We start from the raw sequence: 17,845 nt of genomic DNA on the forward strand, positions 1-17,845 counted from the left end.
TTTCATGATTGAACGGCACCTCCTCAAGCTGCGCGCGCGCGACACGGTCAGCGCCGAAGAGGAACAAGCTATCCGCGATGCGCTCGGCGAGGTGCGAAACTATGCCGCCGATCAGACGGTGATCCGTCAAGGCGAGCAGCTCGAAGCCTGCACCCTGCTGCTCGACGGCATGATGTGTCGCTACAAGGATTTGAGCGATGGCCAGCGCCAGATCACCGAGCTGCATGTCGCGGGTGACTTCGTCGATCTCCACAGCTTCACGCTCAAGCATCTCGACCATAATGTGCTGACACTGACGCCCTGTCGGGTGGTGATGATGCCGCACGAGCGGCTGGAAAGGATCACCGAGCAACACCCCCATCTGACGCGTCTTTATTGGTTCTCGACCACGTTGGACGCGGCCATCCACCGCGAGTGGGAATTGTCGCTCGGCCGACGATCGGCAATTGCCAAGCTTGCCTCTCTGTTCTGCGAGATGCGTGTCCGGCTGGAAGTGGTCGGGCTGAGCGACGAAGACGGCTACGCCCTGCCTTTGACCCAGGCGGACCTGGCCGAATGCCTGGGGCTAACGCCGATCCACGTCAATCGGACGCTCAAGGAGCTGCGCGATCAGGGCATTGTCCAGTTCAAGAGCGGGCGCGTCACCATTCAGGATCAGGCGCGGATGGAGCAGATAGGCGAGTTCGACCCGGACTATCTCTACCTCGAACACCGCCGCCACTGATTGGTTGGCGATGGCTGACTTGGATGGCGCCTGGCCGCTTGACCTCGCCGGCAGCACCACTTCGGCGTCGACAATCAAATCCTAAAGCGTCATTCGGGAGCCACTTGGCGGGAGGATGGGATCCATGGCGGTTGTGACGGAAGCAGCCGGAAGCGACGGGCCGATGAACGAACCTTCCCTGCTTCATCCTGGCCTGCTTGCCTGCATCGCCACTGCTGCCCTCGCCGGCCTCCTGTTCGGCTTCGACACCGCGGTTATATCGGGCACCACTGAATCGCTGCGCGCGCAATATGCGCTCAGCGACGTCTGGCTCGGTGTGACGGTGTCGTCGGCCTTGTGGGGCACCTTGGTGGGCGCGCTTGGAGCGGGTATTCCTGGCGACCGCTTCGGCAGCCGCAACACGCTGCGTATCCTTGCGCTCTTCTACATCGCCGGCGGGCTCGGCTGCGGACTGGCCTGGAACTGGGAGTCGCTGGTCTTCTTCCGGATGATCGCGGGATTGGCGGTCGGTGGTTCGTCGGTACTGGCGCCGGTTTACATCGCCGAGGTCTCTCCTCCGGCGAAGCGTGGTAGGCTGGTCGCATCCTTCCAGTTCATGGTGATCTTCGGCATCCTTGCCGCCTACCTTTCCAATGCAATCATCGCCTCGCTCGCGCTTGGCGCTGAGGATTGGCGGTGGAAGTTCGGTGTATCGGCGCTTCCCGCACTCCTGTTCCTGCTCCTGCTGCTGCGCATCCCCAACAGTCCGCGCTGGCTGGTTGCACGTGGGAGGATCGAGGAGGCGGTGCGGGCGCTGGGCCGGGTTGGCATCGGCGAAGCCGATGCGCGGCGGGAAACCGAGACGATCGGCGCTTCGCTGGCGGTGCGCACCGATCGCAGCCGGCTGTCCTGGGGGCGGCATCGCAAACCCATCCTGCTCGCCGTCATGGTTGCCGGCTTCAACCAGCTCTCCGGCATCAACGCGCTTCTCTATTATCTCAATGATATTTTCGCGCATGCTGGCGGCAGCCTCTCGCCCGATGTGCAGGCGATTATCATCGGCGTGGTCAACGCGATCTTCACCGCGGTGGGCATGGCCTTGATCGATCGTATCGGTCGCCGCACGCTGTTGCTGATCGGCTCGCTCGGAATGGCATCATGCCTGGTGGCGGCGGGGCTCGCGATGGGCGCCATGCTGCCCGGCTGGGTGGTGCTGCCAGCGCTCATCGGCTTCATCGCCTTCTTCGCGCCCAGCACCGGCGCCGTCATCTGGGTCTATATCTCGGAAGTGTTCCCCACTTCGGTACGCGGCCGCGGCAGCGCGGTCGGCGCCTCGACTCATTGGGGACTGGACGCCGTGATCGCCGCCACCTTCCCGGCCATTGCCGCGATTTCGGTGAGCCTGCCCTTCTTCTTCTTCGCCGCGATGATGCTGGTGCAGTTCATCGTCGTGCTGAGCTATTTCCCCGAAACCAAGGGCGTTCCGCTCGAGGAGATGGAGCGCCGGCTCGGCGTGGCATTGGAATAGCCGCGCCGCCCGCAGCCGTTCAATAGGCTCGCGCCACCGCGAACTCGACTGCTTCGACTAATGCCGCCTTGGCCGGGCCGGAACCCACGCCGGCCAGCGCATCGATCGCCCGCTGACCATAATGGCGCGCGCGGTCGAGCGTATCGGCGATTGCGTCGGTCTGCGCGAGCAGTCCGGTCGCATGGGCGAGATCCGCGTCCGACGTGCGGTGGCCTTCCATCGCCTCGCGCCAGAAGCGTCGTTCGGCGTCGGAGCCGCGCGCATGGGCCAGGATCACCGGCAGCGTGACCTTGCCGTCACGGAAATCGTCGCCCGCATCCTTACCCATCGTCGCTTCGTCCGACGCATAATCGATTGCATCGTCAACCAGCTGGAAGGCGATGCCGAGATTGCGGCCGTAGGAATCGAGCGCATCTTCGATGGCGAGATCGCGCTCGGCCACGATCGCGGCGATGCGGCAGGCGGCCGCGAACAAGGCCGCAGTCTTCGCGCCGATGATGTCGAGATAGCGTTCCTCGCTCGTCTCGATCCGGCGCTGCGCGGTCAGCTGATTGACCTCGCCCTCGGCGATCACGGCGCTGGCGTGCGACAAGGTCTTGAGCACACGCAACGACCCGTCTTCGACCATCAGCTCGAACGCGCGGCTGAACAGGAAGTCGCCGACCAGCACGCTCGCCGGATTGCCCCAGATGATGTTGGCGGTGCGTCGCCCACGCCGCAGGCCGGAGCCGTCGACGACGTCGTCATGAAGCAGCGTCGCCGTGTGAATGAACTCGACCGCCGCGGCGAGCTTGTGGTGGCGCCCGCCCGGATAATCGAGCAGCCGTGCGCAGGCGAGCGTCAGCATCGGCCGCATACGCTTGCCGCCCCCGGCGATGAGGTGACCTGCCAGCTCGGGAATCAGCGGCACGTCCGATTGCATGCGCGCGAGGATGACTTTGTTGACCTGGTTCATGTCGGCCGCGACCAGCTGGATCATCGGATCGAGCGAGGGCACAGACTTGCGATGCAGCGGCGTTACCGTGGCGACCATGGCGCCGCGCTTAGGCCTCTCCGCCCCGCAAAGGCAAGCGGGCGACTTGCACCCGACGCGGTCGACCCGCATGAGGGCAACGGGACGAGGCAGGAGACGACAGTGGCCGACGCGCAGCTCGACGAATTTCGCCAGAGCATCGACAATATCGACGCGGCGTTGATCTTCCTGCTCGCCGAGCGGTTCAAGGTCACCCAGGCGGTCGGGCGCTACAAGGCGACCGCCGGCCTGCCCCCGGCCGACCCCGCGCGCGAGGCCGAGCAGATCGCCCGCCTGCGGGCGCTCGCCCAGTCGGCGCGGCTCGACCCGGATTTCTCCGAAAAGTTCCTGCGCTTCGTGATCGACGAGGTCATCCGCCACCACGAACGCGTGCGGGATAGCGCCTGACGTCTTCGCCATGCTGAAACAAGTTCAGCATGGCGACGCGGTTCGGGTTGGCGCGCACCGATGGGCGGGCTAAGCCCCATCCCATGCATTACGAGCAGCAATATCTCGACCTGCTGCGTCGCGTCTGGGAAACCGGCGACGAGCGCCGCGACCGTACGGGCGTCGGCACGCGCAGCCTGTTCGGGGCACAGATGCGGTTCGACCTTTCCGACAATCGCGTGCCGTTGCTCACCACCAAGCGGGTCGCGTGGAAGACGGCGGCGCGCGAATTGTTATGGTTTCTCACAGGCTCGACCAACATTCAGCCGCTCGTTGCCGACAAGGTCCATATCTGGACCGATTGGCCGCTCGACCGCTATCGCCGGGCGACCGGCGCGACGATCGATCGCGAGGCATTCGAGGCACGCATCCTTGGCGACGATGCGTTCGCCGCCGAATGGGGCGAGCTTGGCCCGGTCTACGGCAAGCAATGGGTTGATTGGCCGCGTTACGAGGCAGCGGACGAGCCTGGGCTTTACAAGCGCGGCGCGGGCATCAACCAGATCGCGGCGCTGGTCGACAGTCTCAAGAACAACCCCGCCTCACGCCGGCACATATTCACCGGCTGGAATGTCGCGGAGCTGGAGGGGATGGCGCTGCCGCCCTGCCACATGACCTATCAATATCACGTCTCGGACGGGAAATTGTCGGGCATGCTGTGGCAGCGGTCGTGCGACCTTGGCCTCGGCTTCGCCTTCAACGTCTTTTCGGCCTCCTTGCTGATCGCGATGCTCGCCCAGCAATGCGATCTCGAGCCCGGCGAGCTGATCTGGAGCGGCGGCGACGTCCACGTCTACCTGAACCATCAACATCTGGTCGAAGAGCAGCTTGCCCGCACCCCGGCGGGCGCCCCCCGGTTGCGCCTGCTGCGCAAGCCGCCGAGCATATTCGATTATCGGATCGAGGATTTCACCGTGATCGATTACGCGCCCCAGGCTCATATTGCGGCGCCGGTCGCCATATGAAGAAGCATCTCGCCCTCGCGCTCCCGTTTTTCGCGGCAGCCTGCTCCACGCCCGCCCCGCAGCTACCGAAGATCGCAGCGCCGGTTCCAGTGATCACGCCCAATGACACCGAACTCCTGGACTGGCGCGACAAGCCCTACACACCTGGCCTGTGGCGCTACGCCAACCGCACCGCGTCGTTCGGGCCGGCAGGCATTGCGCCGTTGCTGACCATGCAATGCGATGCCGCACGGCGGCTGATCGTCATTTCCGTATCCGGCGCAACCTCCAGCCTGACCATCCGCACTTCCTATGCAGAGCGGAGCTGGCCCGCGCAGATCGGCACCGACGGGCGCAGCGTGGTCAGTTTCGCGCCGGCCGACCCGGCGCTCGACCAGATCGCCTTCAGCCGCGGCCGCTTCTCGATCAGCGGCCCCGGCCTCACCGAGATCGACATTCCGGCCTGGGCCGAGCCGGCCCGCGTGGTCGAGGATTGCCGCAGCTAAGGAACCTGCTCCCGCGCTTGCCCGTTTTGCGATGTCCAATATTTTCAAGGCGCGCGGATCATGGCGGCGAAGAAATGGTCGCAGGATGTGACCGAGCATAGCGATGCGCTCAACCTCGAAGGCGAGGTCTTCAAGAAGGACGATCCGAAGGCGATCGCGGCCTCGCTCAAACGCTCGGCCGAGCACAGCCAGCGCCGCAAGGGCACACCCTTTCAGTCGGCGATGTCGATGCTCACCTTCTACATCAACCGTGCCGGCGACGGGCTGGATGCCAAGCAGCGTAAGGTGCTGGAAAATGCCAAGGATGAGCTGCGTGAGGCCTTCGGGCGGAAGCCCGCGCGAAGCCGAGCATCCTGACGCGAAAATAGTTGAAATCAAGGCTTGTTCGTAAGCGCGGAATGAATCACATTCCGCTTGCTCTTCAACTTGGCGAAAGGAGGTGACCGATGTCTCATGGTTCAGCTTGGGGGTCGGTTCTGTCCGTTCGGGAGACGTGCTTCTAACCACGGTTAGGAGCACCGGGGTCTCCCGGGCCGAACGTTCCGGCCGCTGACCCATGTTGGAAGGGTCGCTGGGGTAACCCGGCGGCCCTTCTTCCGTTTTGGGACTTCCGATGGGCGGCTGGCTTCGTTCCAGGCGCGAACTTCACCGAGCGGGAAAATAAAAAACATCAGAAACGAACTTGATGATTTGCCGCCCGTGCAAGGATGAAGCCGCCTTGGGCCGCCGGCGAACGGGCACCCCGACGATGCCGTTGCAGATTGTTAAACCTGAGAAATAGCCAGGGCGGCGAGCTGCCGAGGAGGGCATCAACGTCGCATCGTGATGCGTACGCTTTGTGCGTACAATTGTCAACACCGATTGGGCTGGTGTGCCTTTGATCGGGCTTGGGCAACGCCAGCTACCACCCGCGCAGTCGTCAGCTCCGTTCCAGCAGCTCGTCCCGGATGCGGATCGCGCGCACCGCGACGCGGACCTCGACCAGGAACAGGACCAGGCTCGCGATCAGCAGCAACAGCGAGGTGGCGAACATCACCGCCAGCGTGCGCGCGAAGCTGAAGCCCGCCAGCCGCGCGACGAACATCATCGCCACCACGGTGCACAGCACGACCGCGCTGGCCGTTGCCAAGAAGATGGCATTGTTCACGATCCGCATCCGCCGGTCGAGCAGCCGCAATTCATTGACCTGATGCGCGTGCAGCGGATGGTCGCGCGGCGTGAAATCGGCCTCCACCACCCGCGCCCGATCGACGATGCGCGTCAGCCGTCCGGTCAGCATGCCCAGAATGATGCCGATACCGTTGAGGAGAAATGCCGGGGCCAGCGATAGCTGGATCGTATGCGCCAGCCCCGGCAGGCTCGCGACCTGGAAGATATCGTCGAGCATCGCGTCGGTCAGCCCGCCCGTGCCGCGGCATTGACCCCCATGCTGGCGAGATATTTTTTCACGTTCCGCGCCGCCTGGCGGATGCGATGCTCGTTCTCGACCAGCGCCAGCCGGACATAGCCCTCGCCTTCCTCGCCGAAGCCGACGCCGGGGGCGACAGCGACATTGGCGTGGGTCAGCAATTGCTTGGAGAATTCGAGCGCGCCGAGATGCCTGAGCGCGGGCGGGATCGGCGCCCAGGCGAACATCGACGCCTCCGGCGACGGGATATCCCATCCGGCCCGGCCGAAGCTTTCGACCATCACGTCACGGCGCGACTTGTAGAGCTGGCGATTGGCCACGACGATATCCTGCGGCCCGTTGAGCGCCGCCACCGCCGCCGCCTGGATAGGGGTGAAGGCGCCGTAATCCAGATACGACTTCACCCGCGTCAGCGCGCCGATCAGCTGGCGATTGCCGACCGCGAAGCCGATCCGCCAGCCCGCCATCGAATAGGTTTTCGACATCGATGTGAATTCGATCGCGACATCCACTGCGCCCGGCACCTGCAGGATCGACGGCGTCGGCGTGTCGCCGAAATAGATCTCGGCATAAGCGAGATCGCTCAGCACCCAGAGTTTGTGCTCTTTCGCGAAGGCGACGACCTGCTCGTAGAAAGCGAGATCGGCGACATAAGCGGTCGGATTGGACGGATAGCCGATCACCAGCACCGACGGCTTCGGCACCGTATAGGCCATGGCATATTCCAGCCGCTTGAAGAAATCAGGGCCAGGCGCGGCCGGAATCGAACGGATCGCCGCGCCCGCGATGATGAAGCCGAACGTGTGGATCGGATAGGATGGGTTGGGCGCGAGCACGACGTCGCCCGGCGCGGTGATCGCCTGGGCGAGGTTGGCGAGGCCCTCCTTCGAGCCCAACGTCACCACAACTTCCTTCGCCGGATCCAGCTCGACCCCGAAGCGGCGCGCATAATAGCCGGCTTGCGCCTTCTTCAGGCCGGGAATGCCCGACGAGGCCGAATAGCCATGCGCATTGGGGTTGCGCGCGACCTCGCACAATTTGTCGATCACGTGCGGCGCCGGTGCGCCGTCGGGATTGCCCATGCCGAGATCGATGATGTCCTCGCCCGCCGCGCGCGCCGCCGCCTTCATCGCGTTCACTTCGGCGAACACGTAAGGGGGCAAACGGCGGATGCGGTAGAAATCCTCGGTCATCAGATCCTCGGGTTGAAAGAAGCCTCTTTGCGTGCGGGCGCGTATCGCCCATCGTGCCGGGCGGGGTCGCTATAGCTGCTTTGCGCGTTAAAGGCACCCACGAGGAAGATGATGGCCGAAGACGCTAACCTGCTGGATGAAATGGCGCATTGGACCGGCATTGCCGGACGCATGCAGCAATTGCTGATGGAGCATGGCGCGTCCGCCGCGCTCAAGGCGGTGGACGATACCGCCGCCATCCTCGGCGAGAATAAGAAAGCCGGCAGCGAGTTGCTAGAGACGCAGGCGGCGTGGTGGAAGGACGCCATGGCGCAGTGGCAGTCGATGTTGCCGGTCGCGGGCGATGCGGCGGCCACGGCGAGCAAAGACCGGCGCTTCAAGGGCGCGCGCTGGGAAGAACCGGTCTTCGACATGATCCGCCAGAGCTATGTCGCGATCGCCGATCAGCTGCTCAAGGGCGTGGATGCGCTCGAGGGGATCGATCCCAAGCAGAAGGAGCAGCTTCGCTTCGCCACGCAGAGCTTCGTCGAGGCGATGAGCCCGGCCAATTTCGCGCTGACCAACCCGCAGGTGCTGGACCGCATCATCGAAACCCGCGGCCAGAATCTGCTGACCGGGCTGGAGCGCATGCTGGCGGATGCCGGCGCCGGCCAGATGCGCCATGTCGGCGAGAATGCGTTCGAAGTCGGCAAGACGATCGCGACCACGCCCGGCAAGGTGATCAAGGAGACCCCGCTCTACCAGCTGATCCACTATGCGCCGACCACCCCCAAGGTGCAGGCGACGCCGCTTTTGATCTTCCCGCCGTGGATAAACCGCTTCTACATTCTCGATCTCTCGCCCGAGAAGAGCTTCGTGAAGTGGGCGCTCGACCAGGGCCTGTCGGTGTTCATGGTTTCCTGGAAGTCGGCCGACGCCGGCATGGCGACGACGACGATGGACGATTATGTGCTGCGCGGGCAGCGCGACGCGATCGATACGATCCGGGAGCTGCTCGACGTGCCGAGCGTGCATGTCGTAGGCTATTGCGTCGCCGGCACCGCGCTTTCGATGCTGCTCGCCTGGCTCGCCGCCAAGGGCGAGGCGGACAAGGTCGCCACTGCGACCTTCTTCACCGCCCAGGTCGATTTCAGCGAGGCCGGCGATCTCAAATTGTTCGTCGACGACGCCCAACTCGCGCTGATCGAGAGCCTGGCGCCCGAGGGCTTCCTCGACGGCCGCTATATGGGGGCGACCTTCAACCTGTTGCGCGGGCGCGACCTGATCTGGAATTATGTCGTCAACAATTACCTGCTGGCTGACGACTACAAGCCGTTCGACCTGCTGCACTGGAACAGCGACGTCACCAACCTTCCGGCCGACTGGCATCGCCGGTACCTCGCCGATTTCTACCGCGACAATAAGCTGGTGAAGGGCGAGCTGACCGTCGACGATATCCCGATCGACCTCTCGTCGATCGAGACGCCGGTCTATGTCCAGGCCGGCCGCGAGGATCATATCGCGCCGCCCGAAAGCGTGTGGAAACTGACCCATCATTTTTCGGGCCCGCTGCGGTTCGTGCTGGCCGGGTCCGGCCATATCGCCGGCGTGGTCAACCCGCCGGCGGCCGGCAAATATCAATATTGGATCAACGACGCCAAAGTCGCGACCCTGCCCGAATTCGTCGCCGGCGCGACCGAGCATAAGGGCAGCTGGTGGCCGGACTGGCTTTCCTGGATCAACGGACGGTCAGGCGGCGAAGTCCCTGCCAAGGGCGCGCGCATCCCCGGCAAGGGCAAGCTCAAGGCGATCGAGGACGCCCCCGGCCGCTACGTGCTGACGCGCTGAGCGAGCATGCAGATTGACGTGAACATAGGTGCCTTGCGGTAGAGCAGCCGCGAAGTCCGCAAGCCCTAGCCGATCGATCCGCTGAACGTATCGCACTTGCCCGGATCGCCGCTCTCCAGGCCGCGCCTCAGCCAGGCGACACGTTCGGCAGACGTGCCGTGGGTGAAGCTGTCCGGAACCGGCGTCCGCCCGGCGGACCGTTGCAGCGTGTCGTCGCCGATCGCACTGGCTGCCTTCAGCCCTTCCTCCACGTCGCCCGGTTCCATGACCGGCTGACCCTGCGGCGTCTTCGCATTGGCGGCATAGACGCCTGCATAACAATCGGCCTGGAGCTCGACCCTGACCTGCAACGCATTGGCCTGCGCCTCGCCCGCCGCCTGCTGGCGGTCATGCACGCTGCCGAGCGTACCCAGTTGATCCTGGATGTGGTGCCCGAATTCATGCGCGATCACATAAGCCTGGGCAAAATCGCCCGACGCGCCGAAGCGCGTCTGCAGCTCGTTGAAGAAGCCGGTATCGAGGTAGATGCGTTTGTCGGTCGGGCAATAGAAGGGGCCCATCGCCGACTGGGCGGCGCCGCAGCCGGAGCTGCCCTGTCCGCCATAGAAAATCAGGGCGGCGGGCGTCAGGCGCTGGCCACTCTGTTGGAATATCGGCGCCCAGACATCCTCCGCGGACGCCAGCACCTTGCACGAAAAGGACGATGCGGCATCGACGTTGCAGGCCTTGGTCGCGACGTTGTGGCCGACCTCGGTCTGCTGTTGCGGACTGACGACACCGCTGCCGCCGCCCCCGAACGGATTGAAGCCGAACAGCATCGCCCCCAGCACAACGACGATCACGCCGCCGATACCGAAACGGCTGCCGACCAATGCCAGGATCATCCCGAGACCGCCGCCGCCTCCACCCAGGCCGCCGAAGCTCTGCCCGCGCTGATCGCCAACATTGTCGCTTTGCCGGTAATCGTCGAGCCGCATGGCAAATCCTTTACGTTTCCCCCTTTAACGGCACGGAGGCGGAACGGTTGCAGCAGACCGGCCGCGCGAAGAGCATCGCGTGCCGCGGTGAATGGTCAAACCGCGCGATCGAGCGTGATATGGCCATCCTTCTGCAGCGCGGCGATGGCACGCTTCACCTCCTGGCTCTCGCCGCGCGGCATGATCAGCACCGCGTCGGGCGTGGCGATCACGATCAGATCGCTGACCCCCACCGCCGCCACGACCGGCCCTTCGCTGCGGATCAGGCAGCGCTGCGTATCGATGGCGAACACTTCGCCATGCTGCGCGTTGCCCGCATCGTCCATGTCGGAAATCGCATGCAGCGCGTCCCAGCTACCGACATCGGACCAGCCCATCTCGACCGGCACGACGGCAACCCGGTCAGCTTTCTCCATCACCGCATAATCGATCGCCTGGCTGGGCGAGGCGGCAAAGTCATGCGGGTTGGGATACAGGCGATCGCCTTCCCGTTCCGCGCTCTGCATCGCACGCTCGACCGCGGCGAGGATGGCCGGCGCATGCTTGCCGAGCGCATCGAGATAAGCGCCCGCTCCGAAGAGGAAGATGCCGCCGTTCCAGCTGTAATTGCCTTCCGCCAGATATTGCTCGGCGGTGGCGCGATCCGGCTTCTCGACGAAATGATGAACGCGGGCGACGCCGGGCACGAGTTCGTCGCCACGCTGGATATAGCCATAGCCGGTCTCCGGACCGTCGGGCGTGATTCCGAAAGTGATCAGCCAGCCTTGCTCGACCAGCGGCTTCGCGGCCGCGATCGCCGCGCGGAAAGCCGGCACGTCGCGGATCACATGATCGCTCGGCATGACCAGCATTATCGCATCGCGGTCCAGCGCCAGCGCGGCCGCGGCGATCGCGGGCGCGGTGTTGCGCCCGGCCGGCTCGAGGATCAGCAAGGCGTCGTCGATGCCGATCGCGCCGAGCTGCTCCTCGATCATGGCCGCGTGGGCAGCGTTGGCGACCACCACCGGCGGCGCATAGCCCTCCGATGACGGCGCCCGCTCCGCCGTCAGCTGCAGCATCGTCTCATCCGAGGTGAGGCTCAGCAATTGCTTGGGCTTGCCCGTGCGGGACAGCGGCCACAACCGCGTGCCGGACCCTCCGGACAGGATGACGGGCGTAATCAGACTCATGCGCGCCTCGACAGGCGCTCGAACCGCAGGTGCATCCGCAATCAGGCTTTCGCTGGAGTGAAACTAAGCGCTACGCCGTCCATGCAATAGCGCAAGCCGGTCGGCTTGGGGCCATCGTCGAAGACGTGGCCGAGATGGCCGCCGCAGCGGCGGCAATGGACTTCGGTACGCGACATGCCGAGCGAGCCGTCCTCGCGTGTCAGCACGGCATCCTTGAGCGGCGCCCAGAAGCTCGGCCAGCCGGTCCCGCTCTCGAACTTGGTCGCCGAGGAGAAGTTCGGGAGCCCGCATCCGGCGCAGGCAAAAATACCCTTGCGATGCTCCTTGAGCAGCGGGCTGCTGAACGGCCGCTCGGTCCCTTCGTGGCGCAGCACGTCATAGGCGGCGGGCGACAATTTCTTGCGCCATTGCGCGTCGGTCAGCGTATATTCGTAATGCGTGGGCGCGCCGCGGCCTCCCGACGGCCACAGCAGGACCGCAGCCAGCGCACCGGTGCCGCCTCCGATCAATGCCCTCCTCGAAACGTGCATCCCGATCCTTTCGCGCCGCATTCGTGATGAACGCGTAACGAGCCAAAAAATGTGCATCGCCGGTTCGCGATACAAGCGCCAGCGCGACGATGTGGTAATAGGAGCCCGTGACACTGCCCCTCAATCTGGAACAGGCGATCAAGCAGGAAGCGCGCGCGCTCGGCTTTGCCGCGTGTGGCATCGCGCGTGCCGATGCCGCGCCGCATGCCGCTCCGCGGCTCCAGACCTGGCTCGACGAGGGTGCGCATGGCGACATGCTGTGGATGGAGGAACGCTCGCACCAACGCGGCAGCCCCGCCTCCTTGTGGCCCGAGGTCCGCTCGGTGATCATGCTGGGCATGAGCTACGCACCCGCGGCGGATCCGCTGCTGCTGGCGGGCGAGCCGGACGTTGGCCGCATCTCCGTCTACGCCCAGGGCCAGGATTATCACGATGTCGTCAAGAAAGCGCTCAAGGCGCTGGCACGCTGGCTGGTCGCTACCGTGCCCGACAGCAATCTCAAGGTGTTCGTCGATACCGCCCCGGTGATGGAAAAGCCGCTCGCCGAGGCGGCCGGCATCGGCTGGCAGGGCAAGCATACCAACCTCGTCAGCCGCAAAGACGGCAGCTGGCTGTTGCTTGGCGCGATCATGACGACGCTCGATCTTGCGCCCGACGCTCCGGGCGACACACGCTGCGGCTCATGCGACGCCTGTCTCGCCGCCTGCCCCACCAACGCCTTCCCCGCCCCTTTCCGGCTCGATGCGCGGCGCTGCATCTCCTACCTCACGATCGAGCATAAGGGCCCGATCCCGCTCGAATTCCGGCGGCCGATCGGCAATCGTATCTATGGTTGCGACGACTGCCTCGCAGTCTGCCCCTGGAACAAGTTCGCCGACGCCGCGCACGCCAATCGCGCCTTTGCCGCCCGGGCAGAGCTGGCGGCGCCCGAGCTCGCCGACCTGCTTCAGCTGGACGATGCCGCCTTCCGGCAAATCTTCTCGGGTTCGCCGATCAAGCGGATCGGCCGTGACCGAATGGTCAGAAACGCGCTGATCGCGGCGGGCAATAGCGGCCGGCGCGACCTGCTGCCGCACGTGCTGGCGTTGCTGGACGACGAGGCGTCCGTCGTCCGCGGGGCCGCCGCCTGGGCCTTGTCCTGCCTCGATCAGACGCGCTTCGAGGCGGAAAGCCGTCGCCGGATTGCGATTGAAAAAGACGGGGACGTGCGCGCTGAATGGACGGACCTGGATTGCCTCGCGCCGCTCGCACTGACGATCTAGAATTCTCCGTCGCTGCGAGCCGCAAAGCGGCGAGGCAGTCCCGATCCGCACGCGAGTGCTTCCACCAACGCCAATCAGCTCCTACACGCTCCAGCCATGAGCGAAGCGGCGATCAGCCTTCAGGGCCTGTGCAAGACGTACAAGGGTGGCAAGCAGGCGCTGACGGACGTCACGCTCGACGTGCCGCAGGGTCAGATATTCGGGCTGCTCGGGCCCAATGGCGCGGGCAAGTCGACCACGATCAACATTCTCGCCGGCCTGGTGACGAAGACGTCGGGCAAGGCGTCGATCTGGGGCTTCGATATCGACGAGCACCCGCGCAACGCCAAGCGCTCGATCGGGATCGTGCCGCAGGAGATCGTGTTCGATCCCTTTTTCACCCCATTCGAGATGCTGGAGCTTTATGCCGGCCTCTATGGCGTGCCGAAGAAGGAACGCCGTTCGATGGAGCTGCTGCGCGCGGTCTATCTCGACGACAAGGCCAATGCCTATGCGCGCTCGCTGTCCGGGGGCATGAAGCGCCGCCTGCTGGTGGCCAAGGCCCTGGTCCATAATCCGCCGGTGCTGGTCCTCGACGAGCCCACCGCGGGCGTCGATGTCGAGCTTCGCCAGCAGCTCTGGGAATATGTGCGCCGGTTGAACGGGGATGGCGTGACCGTCGTCCTCACCACCCACTATCTCCAGGAAGCCGAAGAGCTCTGCGATCGCATCGCGATCATCAACCACGGCCAGGTCATCGCCAACCGGCCGACGCCCGAATTGCTGGCCATGGCGCAGGAGAAAGCGGTGACGGTTACGCTGGACCGCGACCTCAGCGCCGCCCCGCAGGCTGCCTGCTTCGAGCGGATCGAGCTCAAGAATGAGCGCACCGTGGTGATCACCTATTCCAAGGACAAGGTGAATGCCGGCGAAGTGCTCGCCGCGCTGCAAGCCGCCGGGCTCGGCATCGTCGACGTCTCAACCCACGAGGCCGATCTGGAGGATGTGTTCCTCAACCTGACCCGGGCGCCGGCGGCTGCCTGATCCGATGGCCCACGCATATGACGTCCTGATCATCGGCTCAGGCGCGGCCGGTCTCACCGCTGCGCTCAATCTCGCCTACACGCGCAAGGTGGCGGTGCTCGCCAAGGGCGGACTGTCGGAAGGATCGACCGCTTGGGCACAGGGCGGCATCGCGGCGGTGCTGGAACCGGGCGACACGTTCGAAAGCCATATCGAGGATACGATGGTGGCGGGTGCGGGCCTCAACGACCGCAAGACCGTCGAATTCGTGGTCGAGCATGCCCCGGCCGCGATCGAGCGCCTCGCCGCGCTCGGCGTGCCGTTCAACCCCACCGACGGAGCAGCGGCGGACGGCGGCCACGATCGGTGGCATCTCACGCGCGAGGGCGGGCATAGCCACCGCCGCATCGTCCATGTCGACGACGCCACCGGCTGGGCGGTGCAGCAGGCGCTGGAACGGGCCGCCCACGCCCATCCCAACATCAGCCTCATCACCGACATGGTCGCGATCGACCTCGTCACCGGCCGCCATGCGCTACGCTATTCGGGCGACGGCCGGGTGCGCGGCGTCTACGCGCTTCATCGCGCCACCGGCCATGTCGCCTTGTTCACCGCGCGCGCGACCATCCTCGCCACCGGCGGCGCCGGCCGCGTCTATCAATATTCGACCGCGCCGCGCGGTGCATCGGGAGACGGCATCGCCATGGCGTGGCGCGCGGGTTGCCGCGTGTCGAACATGGAATTCAACCAATTCCACCCGACCTGCCTCTACAATCTGGAGGTCAAGAATTTCCTGATCACCGAGGCGATGCGCGGCGAAGGCGGGCTGCTTAAGCTGCCGACTAACGGCCACCGCTTCATGCCCGATTTCGATGCGCGCGCCGAACTGGCGCCGCGCGACATCGTCGCCCGCGCGATCGACCACGAGATCAAGCGGCTCGGCCTCGATTATGTCCACCTCGACATCAGCCATAAGCCGGCCGACTTTATCGAGCATCATTTCCCGACCATCTACGCGAAGCTGCTGACGCTCGGCATCGACATCACGAAACAGCCGATTCCGGTCGTGCCGGCGATGCATTATACCTGCGGCGGCGTGATGATCGATCGCGACGGCTGCACCGATCTGCCCGGCCTCTACGCCGCTGGCGAGGTCACCCAATCCGGGCTGCATGGCGCCAATCGCCTCGCTTCGAACTCCCTGCTCGAATGCTTCGTGTTCGGCGAGGCGGCCGCCAGGCATATCGAGGCCCATTGGGCGGACATGCCCGAGCCCGATCCGATCCGCCCGTGGGACGAAAGCCGGGTGCGCGATTCCGACGAGGATATCGTCGTCCAGCATAATTGGCGCGAGATCCGCCGCTTCATGTGGGATTATGTCGGCATCGTCCGCACCACCAAGCGGCTGGAACGCGCGCTGCACCGCGCTACCCTGCTTCAGCAGGAGGTCGAGGATTATTACGGCAATTACCGGATCACGCCCGACCTGATCGAGCTGCGCAATCTGGTGGTGGTGGCAACCCTGATCGTGCGCTCGGCGTTGAAGCGCAAGGAAAGCCGCGGCCTCCATTACACGCTCGACTTCCCCGAGACCAAGGCCCGCGCGGTCGACACGATCCTCATGCCCTGAGGCCCGCTAATGCCGACGATCAAGACCGACCTGCTGGAAATCGACTATCGCGACGAAGGCCCTGTGGAGGCGCCGGCGGTGCTGCTGCTCCACGGATGGCCCGACGATGCGAGCACCTGGGACGCGGTCGGCCAGCGGCTGAACGAGGCGGGGTTCCGCACGATCGCGCCGAGCCTGCGCGGGTTCGGCAATACCCGCTTCCTCTCGCCCGAAACGCCCCGCACCGGGAACGCCGCTGTGCTCGCGCTCGACACGATGGTCATGATGGACCGACTCGGGATCGTGCGCTTCTTCGTCGCCGGTCACGATTGGGGCTCGAACGTCGCCGAGGCGCTGGCGGTCGGCTGGCCCAACCGCGTCGCGCGCCTGGCGATGCTGTCATCGCCGCCCCGGCTCGGCGGCGTGGCGACGCCGCCCTTCTGGCACGCGCGGCTGCTATGGTATCAGTGGTTCCAGGCGACGCAGCTCGGGGCAGACGCAGTGCGCGAGGATCCCAAGGGGTTTGCCCGCACCATGTGGGAAAATTGGTCACCGGCAGGCTGGTTCGATGACGCATTGTTCGATCGCGTCGCGCAATCCTTCGAAAATCCCGATTGGGCGGAGATTACGATCCATTCCTACCGCGCCCGCTGGGGAGAGACCGCGGTCGACCCGCGCAGCGAATGGCTCGAGGAGAATGTCAGGAAGGCGAAGACTTTGACCCTGCCCTTCCTGTATATCCAGGGTGAAGCCGACGGCGTGGACCCGCCGTCCGTCAGCGCGAATATCGCCGCCAAATTCACCGGGCCGTTCGAGCGGATCGTCCTGCCCGGCGTCGGCCATTTCCCGACGCGCGAGGCGCCGCAGGAGGTCGCCTCGCGCCTGATCGCGCTTTATTCCTCGACCACGCTTACCGAGGTTTGACGAACCGCAAGGTCATGCGATCGCTTTCGCCGATCGCCAGATATTTGGCTCGATCCTGCTCCCCCAGCTGCAAAGACGGCGGCAGCGTCCACACACCCTTCGGCCAATCGGTCGTGTCCTTGGGATTAGCGTTGATCTCGCTTTCGCCATCCAGCCTGAAGCCCGCGGCGGTGGCAAGGCGTACCACCGTCGACTTTTTGACGTATCCGCTTGTCTCCTCGCGTCGCGCCGTCGCTCCTTCCGGCAGGCGGTGATCGACGACCCCGAGCACGCCGCCGGGTTTGAGCGCCTTGTAAGCGGCTCGGAAAAAGGCGAGCGCGACCTTGCCGTCCTTGTCCCCGCCATCCTCCGCCATCAGCAGATTGTGGACGTTCCGGAAGGTCAGCACGCGATCCGCGCTATTGGGAGCGGCCATGGTCGCGGTGGCAGGATCGAACGTCGTCACGAACGCCGCGGCCCCACCCGGCAGGCCGGCGACCAGCTTGCGCGCATTCTCGGTCGAGCGCGGATCGTTCGACACTACAGCGACATAACGGCCGTTGCCGGCCAGCAGCGGCATCAGGATGCGCGTATACCAGCCGCCACCGGGGGAATATTCGATCAGCGTCTGGCCCGGCGCCACGCCAAAGAAATCGAGCGTCTCGGCCGGGTGCCGATAGCGATCGCGCAGGCGCTCTGCGTCCTGCCGGGCCGGATTGGCAATGGCGGCCTGGATTGCGGCGCCAGGCGCGGCATAGGCCGGGGCAGTAAGTACCACCGACGCGATCAATGTAGCAAAGCTGGCGGTTCGCATGCACGGCATCC

18 protein-coding genes are annotated in these 17,845 nt (G+C 65.1%); 11 read left to right on the plus strand and 7 right to left on the minus strand.

Annotated elements, in window-relative coordinates:
* Positions 1-4 precede the first annotated feature (4 nt).
* Positions 5-724 carry a Crp/Fnr family transcriptional regulator gene (locus DX905_RS04490; protein ID WP_116090287.1) on the plus strand — a complete coding sequence of 240 codons (720 nt, stop codon included), beginning with the start codon at positions 5-7 and terminating at the stop codon, positions 722-724.
* A 124-nt stretch (positions 725-848) separates the two neighbouring features.
* A complete protein-coding gene (locus DX905_RS04495) occupies positions 849-2,231 on the plus strand; it encodes a sugar porter family MFS transporter (RefSeq protein WP_240320715.1) in 1,383 nt (460 codons plus the stop codon).
* Positions 2,232-2,250: 19 nt separating this feature from the next.
* On the opposite strand, the gene DX905_RS04500 is transcribed toward DX905_RS04495, so the two are convergent.
* Positions 2,251-3,264 (minus strand): polyprenyl synthetase family protein, encoded by a 1,014-nt coding sequence (locus DX905_RS04500; RefSeq protein WP_116090288.1) that lies wholly within the window; start codon positions 3,262-3,264, stop codon positions 2,251-2,253.
* 102 nt (positions 3,265-3,366) lie between these two features.
* On the opposite strand from DX905_RS04500, the gene DX905_RS04505 reads away from it, so the two are divergent.
* From DX905_RS04505 to DX905_RS04520, 4 genes are read left to right on the plus strand one after another with little or no spacing between them, the layout of a single operon-like run.
* A complete protein-coding gene (locus DX905_RS04505) occupies positions 3,367-3,651 on the plus strand; it encodes a chorismate mutase (protein ID WP_116092326.1) in 285 nt (94 codons plus the stop codon).
* A gap of 29 nt (positions 3,652-3,680) precedes the next feature.
* The gene (thyA, locus tag DX905_RS04510) at positions 3,681-4,655 is read left to right on the plus strand and encodes a thymidylate synthase (RefSeq protein ID WP_116090289.1); all 975 of its coding nucleotides are present in this window, start codon (positions 3,681-3,683) and stop codon (positions 4,653-4,655) included.
* Complete coding sequence (locus DX905_RS04515; RefSeq protein ID WP_116090290.1) at positions 4,652-5,140, plus strand: hypothetical protein; 489 nt, start codon at positions 4,652-4,654, stop codon at positions 5,138-5,140. Before thyA ends, DX905_RS04515 begins: the two co-directional genes overlap by 4 nt.
* A 60-nt stretch (positions 5,141-5,200) precedes the next feature.
* Entirely contained in the window at positions 5,201-5,497 is a 297-nt protein-coding gene (locus tag DX905_RS04520; RefSeq protein WP_116090291.1) for a DUF3175 domain-containing protein, read from the plus strand.
* 562 nt (positions 5,498-6,059) lie between these two features.
* On the opposite strand, the gene DX905_RS04525 is transcribed toward DX905_RS04520, so the two are convergent.
* Positions 6,060-6,527: a DUF2721 domain-containing protein gene (locus DX905_RS04525; RefSeq protein ID WP_116090292.1), complete on the minus strand. Its 468-nt coding sequence runs from the start codon at positions 6,525-6,527 to the stop codon at positions 6,060-6,062.
* Between the two features lie 8 nt (positions 6,528-6,535).
* Positions 6,536-7,741, minus strand: coding sequence for an LL-diaminopimelate aminotransferase (locus DX905_RS04530; RefSeq protein WP_116090293.1), 1,206 nt, complete (start codon positions 7,739-7,741; stop codon positions 6,536-6,538).
* Positions 7,742-7,852: 111 nt separating this feature from the next.
* Here DX905_RS04530 and DX905_RS04535 point away from each other — a divergent pair, with 111 nt between their 5' ends.
* Positions 7,853-9,568, plus strand: coding sequence for a PHA/PHB synthase family protein (locus tag DX905_RS04535; protein ID WP_240320716.1), 1,716 nt, complete (start codon positions 7,853-7,855; stop codon positions 9,566-9,568).
* A gap of 65 nt (positions 9,569-9,633) precedes the next feature.
* Here the strand turns inward: DX905_RS04535 and ypfJ are convergent, their stop codons facing one another.
* The 3 genes from ypfJ to msrB form a co-directional block, all read right to left on the minus strand.
* On the minus strand, positions 9,634-10,545 hold the full coding sequence (gene ypfJ, locus DX905_RS04540; protein WP_116090295.1) for a KPN_02809 family neutral zinc metallopeptidase: 912 nt from the start codon (positions 10,543-10,545) through the stop codon (positions 9,634-9,636).
* Between the two features lie 95 nt (positions 10,546-10,640).
* On the minus strand, positions 10,641-11,714 hold the full coding sequence (locus DX905_RS04545) for a mannose-1-phosphate guanylyltransferase/mannose-6-phosphate isomerase (protein WP_116090296.1): 1,074 nt from the start codon (positions 11,712-11,714) through the stop codon (positions 10,641-10,643).
* 41 nt (positions 11,715-11,755) lie between these two features.
* Positions 11,756-12,244 carry a peptide-methionine (R)-S-oxide reductase MsrB gene (gene msrB, locus DX905_RS04550; RefSeq protein WP_116092327.1) on the minus strand — a complete coding sequence of 163 codons (489 nt, stop codon included), beginning with the start codon at positions 12,242-12,244 and terminating at the stop codon, positions 11,756-11,758.
* Between the two features lie 107 nt (positions 12,245-12,351).
* Between msrB and queG the strand changes: the two genes are divergently transcribed.
* The 4 genes from queG to DX905_RS04570 all read left to right on the plus strand — a co-directional run bounded on the left by queG (position 12,352) and on the right by DX905_RS04570 (position 17,041).
* Complete coding sequence (gene queG, locus DX905_RS04555) at positions 12,352-13,506, plus strand: tRNA epoxyqueuosine(34) reductase QueG (protein ID WP_205412191.1); 1,155 nt, start codon at positions 12,352-12,354, stop codon at positions 13,504-13,506.
* 96 nt (positions 13,507-13,602) lie between these two features.
* Positions 13,603-14,529, plus strand: coding sequence for an ABC transporter ATP-binding protein (locus DX905_RS04560; protein ID WP_116090297.1), 927 nt, complete (start codon positions 13,603-13,605; stop codon positions 14,527-14,529).
* A gap of 4 nt (positions 14,530-14,533) precedes the next feature.
* Positions 14,534-16,138 carry an L-aspartate oxidase gene (gene nadB / locus DX905_RS04565; RefSeq protein WP_116090298.1) on the plus strand — a complete coding sequence of 535 codons (1,605 nt, stop codon included), beginning with the start codon at positions 14,534-14,536 and terminating at the stop codon, positions 16,136-16,138.
* 9 nt (positions 16,139-16,147) lie between these two features.
* Complete coding sequence (locus DX905_RS04570; protein WP_116090299.1) at positions 16,148-17,041, plus strand: alpha/beta fold hydrolase; 894 nt, start codon at positions 16,148-16,150, stop codon at positions 17,039-17,041.
* On the opposite strand, the gene DX905_RS04575 is transcribed toward DX905_RS04570, so the two are convergent.
* Positions 17,028-17,834, minus strand: a complete 807-nt coding sequence (locus DX905_RS04575; RefSeq protein WP_116090300.1) for a class I SAM-dependent methyltransferase — start codon at positions 17,832-17,834, stop codon at positions 17,028-17,030. The genes DX905_RS04570 and DX905_RS04575 overlap by 14 nt on opposite strands.
* Between the last annotated feature and the right edge of the window lie 11 nt (positions 17,835-17,845).

It is taken from the genome of Sphingomonas crusticola (assembly GCF_003391115.1).
Classification (GTDB): domain Bacteria; phylum Pseudomonadota; class Alphaproteobacteria; order Sphingomonadales; family Sphingomonadaceae; genus Sphingomonas_I; species Sphingomonas_I crusticola.